Origin of the sequence: Rheinheimera mesophila (assembly GCF_000986865.1) — a bacterium.
Lineage (GTDB): Bacteria > Pseudomonadota > Gammaproteobacteria > Enterobacterales > Alteromonadaceae > Pararheinheimera > Pararheinheimera mesophila.
In genome coordinates, this window is record NZ_LAVS01000040.1 from 1 (window position 1) to 9,086 (window position 9,086).

At 44.5% G+C, this 9,086-nt stretch carries 12 protein-coding genes; 9 read left to right on the top strand and 3 right to left on the bottom strand.

Going from position 1 to position 9,086, the window contains the following annotated elements; translation table 11 throughout:
• The 9 genes from SD53_RS12070 to SD53_RS12110 form a co-directional block, all read left to right on the top strand.
• The coding region (locus tag SD53_RS12070) for a hypothetical protein (RefSeq protein ID WP_206539934.1) at positions 1-390 on the top strand (390 nt) is incomplete at its 5' end.
• 12 nt (positions 391-402) lie between these two features.
• The gene (locus SD53_RS12075; RefSeq protein ID WP_046520492.1) at positions 403-603 is read left to right on the top strand and encodes a hypothetical protein; all 201 of its coding nucleotides are present in this window, start codon (positions 403-405) and stop codon (positions 601-603) included.
• A gap of 8 nt (positions 604-611) precedes the next feature.
• A complete protein-coding gene (locus tag SD53_RS12080) occupies positions 612-1,157 on the top strand; it encodes a baseplate complex protein (protein WP_046520493.1) in 546 nt (181 codons plus the stop codon).
• A complete protein-coding gene (locus tag SD53_RS12085) occupies positions 1,157-1,846 on the top strand; it encodes a hypothetical protein (protein WP_046520494.1) in 690 nt (229 codons plus the stop codon). The genes SD53_RS12080 and SD53_RS12085 overlap by 1 nt, the downstream gene beginning before the upstream one ends.
• 4 nt (positions 1,847-1,850) lie before the next feature.
• On the top strand, positions 1,851-2,588 hold the full coding sequence (locus SD53_RS12090; protein WP_046520495.1) for a hypothetical protein: 738 nt from the start codon (positions 1,851-1,853) through the stop codon (positions 2,586-2,588).
• A 435-nt stretch (positions 2,589-3,023) separates the two neighbouring features.
• On the top strand, positions 3,024-3,566 hold the full coding sequence (locus SD53_RS12095) for a PH domain-containing protein (protein ID WP_046520502.1): 543 nt from the start codon (positions 3,024-3,026) through the stop codon (positions 3,564-3,566).
• A gap of 27 nt (positions 3,567-3,593) precedes the next feature.
• Complete coding sequence (locus SD53_RS12100; RefSeq protein WP_046520496.1) at positions 3,594-5,489, top strand: AAA family ATPase; 1,896 nt, start codon at positions 3,594-3,596, stop codon at positions 5,487-5,489.
• A 704-nt stretch (positions 5,490-6,193) separates the two neighbouring features.
• Complete coding sequence (locus SD53_RS12105; RefSeq protein WP_046520497.1) at positions 6,194-6,481, top strand: type II toxin-antitoxin system TacA family antitoxin; 288 nt, start codon at positions 6,194-6,196, stop codon at positions 6,479-6,481.
• Positions 6,478-6,978, top strand: a complete 501-nt coding sequence (locus tag SD53_RS12110; protein ID WP_046520498.1) for a GNAT family N-acetyltransferase — start codon at positions 6,478-6,480, stop codon at positions 6,976-6,978. Before SD53_RS12105 ends, SD53_RS12110 begins: the two co-directional genes overlap by 4 nt.
• Before the next feature lie 39 nt (positions 6,979-7,017).
• Here the strand turns inward: SD53_RS12110 and SD53_RS12115 are convergent, their stop codons facing one another.
• The 3 genes from SD53_RS12115 to SD53_RS12125 form a co-directional block, all read right to left on the bottom strand.
• On the bottom strand, positions 7,018-7,401 hold the full coding sequence (locus SD53_RS12115; RefSeq protein ID WP_046520499.1) for a hypothetical protein: 384 nt from the start codon (positions 7,399-7,401) through the stop codon (positions 7,018-7,020).
• 417 nt (positions 7,402-7,818) lie between these two features.
• Entirely contained in the window at positions 7,819-8,397 is a 579-nt protein-coding gene (locus SD53_RS12120; protein WP_046520500.1) for a hypothetical protein, read from the bottom strand.
• A 147-nt stretch (positions 8,398-8,544) separates the two neighbouring features.
• Positions 8,545-9,086: malic enzyme-like NAD(P)-binding protein (locus SD53_RS12125; RefSeq protein ID WP_277619433.1), on the bottom strand; the 542-nt coding region annotated here is incomplete at its 5' end.

Here is a 9,086-nt window from a genome sequence, read left to right on the forward strand (position 1 = left end):
TTGCAGTTTGTTCACGAAGGCTCGGGCCGTTGGAGATGCGTTAAATTGCCAGATGTTGTATTTGGTTTGAACGAATATGGCGAATACCATCGACGTGCAGATGGATTGCAGATGATGGATGTAAAAACAGCGGGCATCCCGTGCACAACCAATTTGGGCTCTGTATTTATTAGTGCTCTTGTTACTGCAAGCTTTCCAGTTAAGTTTTTATCAACAACAACAACCTCAGTAAGACTATCGGGGTATGTTTTTGATTCAAACGTAAGATGGTTAGGTTTTACCTTAATAAATATTCTTCAAGTCACGTTTAACCATATTTCAGCCGTTAGTGCCCCGGGTAACTTGCCTGCAATAATAAGCGCTATGGGCCGCTGGAAACCAAACGTTTAAAGGAAAGACAAAATGCCAAAAATTCAAGCTTTTGCAACAGCAACAGGTGACAGAAATAGCTACATACTGATGGAAGTAGGTGAAAACGTTCCTATCGGCTACACCGAAAAAATGCCACCTTTAGCCGCCGAAGGCTATACCGTTGCATGGGATGAACAAGCGCAGGACTGGCACCAGGTTGCTATACCACAGCCAGAAACTGAGCAAGAGTAAGGCGCGCTATGCTTTCCCTAAACGCCCAAAAAATCCTACTCAAAGCCCTGCGGATCACGGCCAGCCAAGAGCTGGCCACCGAGGACGCCAGCGGACAGAGCAGTAGCACCGACACCGCTGAAACGGGCATGAAAGCTAAAATGCTGTCGGTGACTGGGTTTATTAAATTTGCCGACGTGGCCAACTTAACCAACCTGTTCAAACTGGCCGAGGCCACCCAGGGCGGGGCGCGGGTAACATACCGTATTGCCAACCGAACCGCCGAGGCGTTAGGCGTTAAACAGGTGAAGTTCAGCAGCAGCATTGAAGCCGTAGAGCAAGAAACAACCCGCCAGTGGAACATTAGTTTTACCTTGGCAGAAGTGCGAAGCGTGCCGCAGAAAAAAGAAGAACGGACACCGCAACCAGCGGCAGCCCAGCAGGGCGCAACAGGCCAAACCGCAGCAGAAGAAAACGCACCACCACAAACCGAAGTACCACTTACCGGTTTAACTGCCTGGTTAAAGTCAGTTGACGACAGCCTTGCACCGGCGCCGGAAACAGGTAGCGCATAATGGCCGAGCCCAACGCCAAATTTATCACCCGTGCCTACATTGGCAGCCAAAAAGTGGCAGTGAGTGATCATTGGGTAGTGCTGCAGGCCAAAAGCCCGGGCACATGCCAGCTCACCATAAACCAAAACGCAGAACGCCTCACACCAGTAGCCTTTGATATGGGGTGGGGCGAAATGATAGACAGGCTGTTCTTTGGTTACATAGAACGGATCATGCCAGCAGCAAACGGACACTACACCGTATTTTGCCGCGAACTGTCCTCAGGTTTAGCCAACAACTTAAGCGTAATGCTACGCCAGCCAACACTACGCCAGGTATGCGCAGAAATAACCGCAATTACAGGCCTTGAATTTGTATTGCCGGATAAACCATACACCGACACCGCCATACCCTGTTTTTATGCCGACACATCAGGCTATGCCATGCTGGACAACTTAGGGCGCTGCTTCAAAATTCCGGATTTCATCTGGCAGCAGCAAGGCAACGGCAAAATCTACTTAGGCAGCTATGCCGATTCATTCTGGCACGGCAAAAACGTTGCCATACCGCAAAACCTGATGACCGAGCAGCAAGGCGGCAAAACAGCCACCATACCAGCCACGCCAAAACTACGCCCAAATGCCACCGCCAACGGCCAGCGCATTACCAAGGCAGAGTTCAAAGGCACCAACATGACAATCACCTGGTAAAGCTATGGAAGCAATCATCAAAAAATTAGTGCTACGCCTCTGGCCGGAACTAAGTGCAGGGTTACACCTGCCACGCTGGGGAAAGGTAGTGGCATTGCCAGAACTGCCAGAGCAAGACGGAGAACGCGGCAGCGACCCGTTTTACCCACGCTATGCAGTAGACGTGCAACTGCTGGACGAAAACGGCACCGCCACCAAATCCAAAGTACTGCAAGCCGTACCACTACCACTGTTCGGCGCTGGCGCCAGTGCAGGGCAGTTAAACCCGCCAGCAATCGGCAGCATTGTCGAAATCGCCTTTGCATACGGCCGCCCGGATAAACCATTTATTCGCACAGTGTTACCCTTTGGCTGGAACCTGCCACCAATCAAAGAAGGTGAGTACCGCATACAAACCAAAGAAGGCGTGTACCAGCACATAGACGCGGCCGGAAACTTTGAAAACACCACAACGGAAAACCTAAAAGACCTCATAGGCAAACTGGCCGAACTGCAATGCCAAACCCGCAAAGTAACCGCCAGCGCAGAGCAAGACCACCGCAGCCCAAAAACATGGCTGGGGAGCGAAGGGGAAAACGTGCTTAAGTTGCTGTCTGAACTAATGGCAACAGTAAAAGCATTAGCCACCGAATGCGCAGGCCACACCCACGCAGGCCCAGCCCCTGATCAAGCCGCAGCATTTACCGCCAAAGCCAACGAAGCCGAGGCGCAAAAAAACAGACTGGACCCAATCACCAAATAGTCAGCAATAGCTACGCTTCAGCACAGTCAAATTCATCTACACCACCAGGACACAAAGCCACAACTGACTACGCTGGCCACAGCAAAAAACTGCTGCAGCATAGTTGCAACTGTCTACCCATGCCGGAATACATAGCCAGCCACAACTAAAGTCGACCACAAATAGCCAACCGTGACACTGCCGGACGATAAAAACGTGACTGGGCTCTGCTGCATCAGCGTGACAAAGCCAGGGCATTTAAGTGTGACTTGGCCAGAGGAAATTGTGACCCGACGGTCGATACAAACTGTGACCAGACGTTCGGTGCAAACCGTAACTGCCCGGGCAATTCATCCGTGACTCAGCTCAAGGCAAAAGCTGTAACAAAGCACTGGATGAATAAAAGGAATTGGTTTAGTTTTAATGCTCTTTGGGGAACATAGAAAAAGGGAAGATATGGCACACACCATAGAAAAAGTAAAAGCCAGAGTTCAAGAGCTAAAAGTAAGTGACATAAGCTTTGCGGGTAAAGAGCTGAAAGTACTGGCTGAAATTCTTAAACCAGATGAATACCTGCACACACTGACCAAAGGTCAGTACAACAACGGTGTAGGTTTACTTTGCACTACATCAATGCGGATCCTGTTCATCGACAAAGGGCTGTTTAGTCTGAAAGTAGAGGAGTTCCCGCTTAAGTCAGTATCATCCATCAGTTTTGAAAGCGGTCTGATATTTGGCACAGTGAAGATATTTGCATCAGGCAACAACGGCGAAATTAAAAACGCTCCCAAGGGTGACGCTAAAATGTTTGTCGACATCACCCGCAAGGTGTTGGATGAACGAGACGCACCAAAGGATAAAGCACCCACAACCAGCGAAGCATCTGCACCAGTTGCAGACATCTACGAACAAATTGAAAAGCTGGCTGACCTGAAAGAAAAAGGCATTATCACAGAAGCCGAGTTCCTAGCCAAAAAGACTCGGTTATTAGGCCTCTAATCACTCAAATTTTTTGAAAGTAAATATATGCTGATAACAAAGATAAATATTCCCGAAGATGAAAAAAAAGGCTTGGCTAGAATAAATATGCCAAGGACTGAAAAACTAGTATTAATCGCTGGAGCTAATGGCTCAGGAAAAAGCAGGATATTAGATAAAATAAAAAATACGCTCTTAGAAAAACCCACAATTGCCGATATAGAAAGGGAGATAAGTGACAAAAAAAGGTATGAGAACGAGATTAGAACACAAGAAGAAAATTTAATATTAATGCATGAGCAAAACAAAGGAGTAGGAGGTGGCAAGTACTCAGATGAAGAAATACAGAGAGTAAAAAATATAATAGAAAGCTTAAATTCACTAATTGAAAAAAATACTAAGAGTTTGAAATGGAACTTAATTGAAACATCCGAAGTAAAAGAATTTTACGATTATGTTGATTTCGTTCCAAAAAATTTGGATTTAACAGATAGTCGTAGCCATAATAGATATAGGCTTATAGAATCTGTAAAGAAACTAGATCAAGTAGGGGTAGCAAACTCATCAGAGAGCACTTTTGCAAAAATTCAGCATGTTCAAGATTTATGGTTCAATGCCACCCATCCAAGCTCTTCTGTCAATGAAAATAATAAATTTAAGTATATTGCCGATTATGAAAGGCTTTGCGACTATGTAAATACTTTTCTAGGCGCCAAACTTGATAGAACAGGAGACGGCGACGCAACAATATTTGGAAGAGTTTTAGGTGAATCAGGTTTATCTGATGGTCAAAAAGTATTACTACAACTTTGTCTTGCGTTATATACCCAACAGTCAAAACTAAATGATTTTATAATTTTTATGGATGAACCAGAGAATCATCTGCACCCAAAAGCTTTAATTGAAGTTGTTGACAAACTTTTTAGTACACTAGCCAATGGGCAGTTGTGGATAGCTACACACTCTATAAACCTGTTGGCACATTATGACCCTAAGCACATATGGTACGTTGAAAACGGCGAGATCTCGTTTAGTGGAAATATACCAGAACGAGTTCTGGAGGGTTTAATTGGTAACCAGGACGAAATCGATAAACTATCAAATTTTTTATCTTTACCAGCACAAATGGCTACTGCAAAGTTTTCATTTGAATGTCTGATGTCTCCTAAAGCGATAGTTACTGGGGTAGGTGACCCGCAAACAACCCAAATAATCAATGCGATAAATTCACTTAAAAACAAAGGTGATAGGTTACGTATTTTAGATTTTGGAGCCGGAAAAGGTAGACTGTTATCTACAATCTTCGATACTACTGCATCAACTGAGGTAAATGTTTCAGAGTGGCTGGATTACTACGCTTATGACCTTCCATCGGAAGACAAAGCTGAGTGCTTAAAAGTTTTGGAGAGGGTATATGGTTCAGATAAGACCAGGTATTTTGATGATGAGGAAAAGTTTAAGGGGGCTTTAGAAGAACACACTTTCGATATGATTATTATGTGTAACGTTTTTCACGAGATAGACCCAAAAGGCTGGCTGGATCTATTCAGGGAAGGAGGTCTAATTAGGTCTACCCTATCAGAAGAAGGAACTCTTCTTATTGTCGAAGACCAACTGATACCTGTCGGTGAAAAAGCCTATAAAAATGGCTTTCTTGTCTTTGACAAACCTCAATTTAAGAAGCTGTTCGGAATAAAGGCGGATTACAGAGAAGATGACTTTAAGCAGGATGGAAGACTTAAGGCGCACTTTATTCCGGCTAATGTTCTAAAAAATATAAGTAACGCTTCAAGAGTTGAAGCAATTAAAAGCCTTAGGGAAGCCGCAAAAATAAAGATAAAAAAATTAAGAAGTGAAGACGCTTCTTTTAAAAACGGAAAACTCCACGGCTTTTGGATACAACAAGTTGCTAATGCGCAGTTATGCCTAGATGAGTTCGAGTAGCAAATAAAGCATGTTAAGACATTACATTTGAAATATAAAAATGGCCGCCGCAAAATGCGGCCATTTTTTTTGCCACTCCACCAGCTACAGCAGTCGGCAACACGATAGCTGTACTGCATCAAACAAAGCGCCTTACTGTGCGCCACTACCACGCATCAAACCAACTGAGACAGCAAAGAAGAAAGTAGGGCGCTGATCACGCATCAGGGCCAACCACAGGCACGAAAACGAGCCAAAAGCACCGCATCACGGAAACCAGCGGCAGGGAAAATACGCGTCACGGAATCCGCGCTCTTCCTCACCCACCTTCGCGCTCTGTTTTTGCGTTTTTTTTCAGTTTTTTGCCCCTGCAGTCCATACCCGCAAGCCGCGCCATTTCTAAAGGCTTGCGAGGATCTGAGGATCTGAAAAGATTGCTGTTTTTTTCAGTGTTTTACAGTTTTGCACAGCGCGTTTGAAGGCATAGTGAAAAACTAAGTGCATGAAACAAAAGCGGATTACGTGGATTCCGTGAGGTTTTCGCCAAAGCAGCGATTTAGAGGGGCAAGGTAAGTTATTGAAAAAAAATAATAAACGCAAAAATAAAACTGAAATAAAAAACGCCTGAAAGGATCTACATAAAAGCGGCGCACAAAATATACAATTGAAAAAGGCACCGTTTTGACGTACATTATTCAGATAAGATGAAAGCGGAGGCAAGAATCATGAGCGTCACCATAGACACCAAACAAGACCGTATTAATTTACGGTTAAAGCCAAGCGCTAAACGCGATTTAGAACGTGCAGCCAGCTTTGAAGGTAAAACAGTGAGCAGTTTTATTCTCAGCAGCGCGTTAGCGCATGCAGAAAAAACTATACACGAACACGAAACCATGCGCCTGAACAAACAGGACTCAGAACTGTTCTTCAATGCGCTTTCAAAACCGGTGAAGTTTAACAGCGCGCTGACAGCCGCATTTGCAGAGCATGAAAAACGTGTGACCACTAAATGATTGAACAGCAAAACCTAATCATAAGGCCACTGGACGGCCAGCATAAAAGAGCAGCGTTTACCTGCGGAACACCATCATTGGACCAGTACATTCAAAAGCAGGCAGGTCAAGACATAAAGCGCCATGTAAGCCGCGTATTTATTGCAAGTACACAACAGCTTCCCAATGAAATAGTGGGGTACTACACACTATCCAGCATGTCGATAGAGCTAAGCCAATTACCGCCGGAAATTACCAAAAAGCTACCGCGCTACCCAGTGCCCGCTGCACTTATTGGCAGGCTGGCAGTAAGCCAGAACGCACAGGGCCAGGGCGTTGGTAAAATGCTTTTGGTTGACGCTATCAAAAGAACAATGGCCGTTAGCCAGGACATAGCCATTTATAGCATGGTGGTAGATGCTATCGACCAAAACGCCCAGGCGTTCTATGAAAAGTTTGGCTTCACCCAACTAAACACCAGCAGCAATCGTTTATTCCTGCCATTACAAACCATCTAAAAGCTTCAATGGGCGCAGCAGCGCCCAAGCATCAACGACCTAAGTAGAACGCTCAATGACTAACTTAGGCACCTTATCCCAGTTCACAGCTTGCATCAGGAAGGGCCAGAACTGCATAACACCAATCCCGAGCAATCGGCCGTCAGCCAACAAAACACCATCAGAACACACTTTAAGACCGGCTTGCTTCCAGGCTGAGGGAAGGAAGTCACCGGCATAAAGCATTTCAAGCTGATGCCTGGCTTTTTCAGGAAAACCAGACTTTATCCAGCGCCGTGCAGTACGTGGACTAACCAAGAAAAAGTTACATATTTTGTTAATGTCAGGCTGAGAGATCACACCTTTGGCGGTAAATTGAGTAGTGATGAAGCCTGTGAACCATAAAATTTGCCTATCAGTGATAGACTTTGTTTGCATTAGCATAGCGTTACTTATTCCATGTAGTTATTAAAAGCGAGACTTTCCCGCAAAAAGATAACTGCATAAAACAGGCCTTATCATGTGCTTTTGAATCAGAACTGTCAAAACCCTGAATTAGGTACTTTTGCTGAGGGGTTCAAGACCGTTGGGGCGGTCATAAAATAACCAACAAAAAGCGATATCAGGAATTTAACATAATAATAATTATGTGACACTTTATATGCGGATAATAAAGGAGATATCTCTATATTAATCAACTAGATACCCGATATTCGCATAACTCTTGTGCTCTGGCTTTTATGCCATTACATCCAATATAAACCTTTATTCGCAGCGTTAAACCCGTTGATTCGTACACGTGACTAAGCTCAACACGAAAACCATACACATCTGCGTATGGCTTTCGTATCAAGGCGAAGATTAATTCCGTGAAATCAGTTTAATGCCATTGTCGTAACATTCAGTTGTTTTGCCTGAATCCGATATTACCTGGATATGATCAAAACCACCGGCTGGCGCAGACTTTTCCAGTAAGTCGCTAAAATCATCGGCTATCTCGCTGATTTCATTGCCTTTTTGCTCTAAAGCTGCAAAATGCGGTCTGTGGCGTTCAGTAATTTCGTGAATTTCCTCGGCTAATTTGTGCTGTTCTGCCATTTTCGCTTTATCGATACGAATACTGTGGTCATCTTCCTGATGCACAAGATCGGAAAGCTCAGCCATACGTTCGCTGTGTTGTTCCATTTCTGCTTCAAAAGCTTTCATGGGCAAATGTAATTGTTCCATTTCCAGTTCAACAGCTTCTAAGCGTTGGTATGCAGCAAACTCATCCGCAGTCATAGCGCGCTGCTGTATCACCTTGCAGTTTTTAATAAAAGCGACTTGCGCAGGTTTTGCAGTTGAATGAGCTGCTGCAGTATCAGCCTGAGCTGTACAGCCCAGAGTTACGGCCATAGCGGCAGATAATAAGGTGAAGGTTAATGATTGTTGGAATTTCATAACAGGCTCCTATGGTTTGGTTATAACTAAGTCGGAGCAGCAGAGAAAATAGTTGGAGGAAAAAAACGAAAAAAGTTGGTTTAATCGCTAAAATATTGATTAAACCAACTTTTTAGTTAGTTACTTTGCGTTCGACACGCAAAGAATTTAATGACCACTGACACGTTTGTATTGACGATATTCCGGGATCCAGAAATTACGCTCAATTTTTTGCTGCAGTTCTTCGTCACTGATTTCAAGCGCAAAACCTTGTTTTTGCGCAATTTTAGCCACTTCAAAGGCAATTTTCTTACTCAGTTCTGATAGTTCAGACAGAGCTGGTAGCAAGGATCCCTGCCCTGTATTGGCTAAAGGCGAAGCCGCAGCTAAAGTTTCGCTGGCAATACGTAACATATCATCGCTGATGCGACTGGCTTTGACTGCAACGACACCTAAACCAATACCCGGGAAGATGTAAGAGTTATTGCACTGAGCTATGTGGTAAGTCTGGCCTTTGTAAGTCACTGGTTTAAATGGACTACCTGTGGCGATAATCACCTTGCCTTCTGTCCACTTAATCACTTGTTCAGGCGTAGCCTCAACTTGCTTGGACGGGTTGCTTAACGGGAAAATAATTGGCAGTTCACAGTGCTTTTTCATCGCTGTGATCACTTGTTCAGTGAATAAACCTGGCTGACCAGACACACCAA

Coding starts and splice junctions, on each gene's coding strand:
- SD53_RS12120 (WP_046520500.1), bottom strand. CDS start 8,397: ATGAAATTCCAACAATCATTAACCTTCACCTTATTATCTGCCGCTATG.
- SD53_RS12085 (WP_046520494.1), top strand. CDS start 1,157: ATGGCCGAGCCCAACGCCAAATTTATCACCCGTGCCTACATTGGCAGC.
- SD53_RS12100 (WP_046520496.1), top strand. CDS start 3,594: ATGCTGATAACAAAGATAAATATTCCCGAAGATGAAAAAAAAGGCTTG.
- SD53_RS12080 (WP_046520493.1), top strand. CDS start 612: ATGCTTTCCCTAAACGCCCAAAAAATCCTACTCAAAGCCCTGCGGATC.
- SD53_RS12090 (WP_046520495.1), top strand. CDS start 1,851: ATGGAAGCAATCATCAAAAAATTAGTGCTACGCCTCTGGCCGGAACTA.
- SD53_RS12115 (WP_046520499.1), bottom strand. CDS start 7,401: ATGCTAATGCAAACAAAGTCTATCACTGATAGGCAAATTTTATGGTTC.
- SD53_RS12110 (WP_046520498.1), top strand. CDS start 6,478: ATGATTGAACAGCAAAACCTAATCATAAGGCCACTGGACGGCCAGCAT.
- SD53_RS12075 (WP_046520492.1), top strand. CDS start 403: ATGCCAAAAATTCAAGCTTTTGCAACAGCAACAGGTGACAGAAATAGC.
- SD53_RS12105 (WP_046520497.1), top strand. CDS start 6,194: ATGAGCGTCACCATAGACACCAAACAAGACCGTATTAATTTACGGTTA.
- SD53_RS12095 (WP_046520502.1), top strand. CDS start 3,024: ATGGCACACACCATAGAAAAAGTAAAAGCCAGAGTTCAAGAGCTAAAA.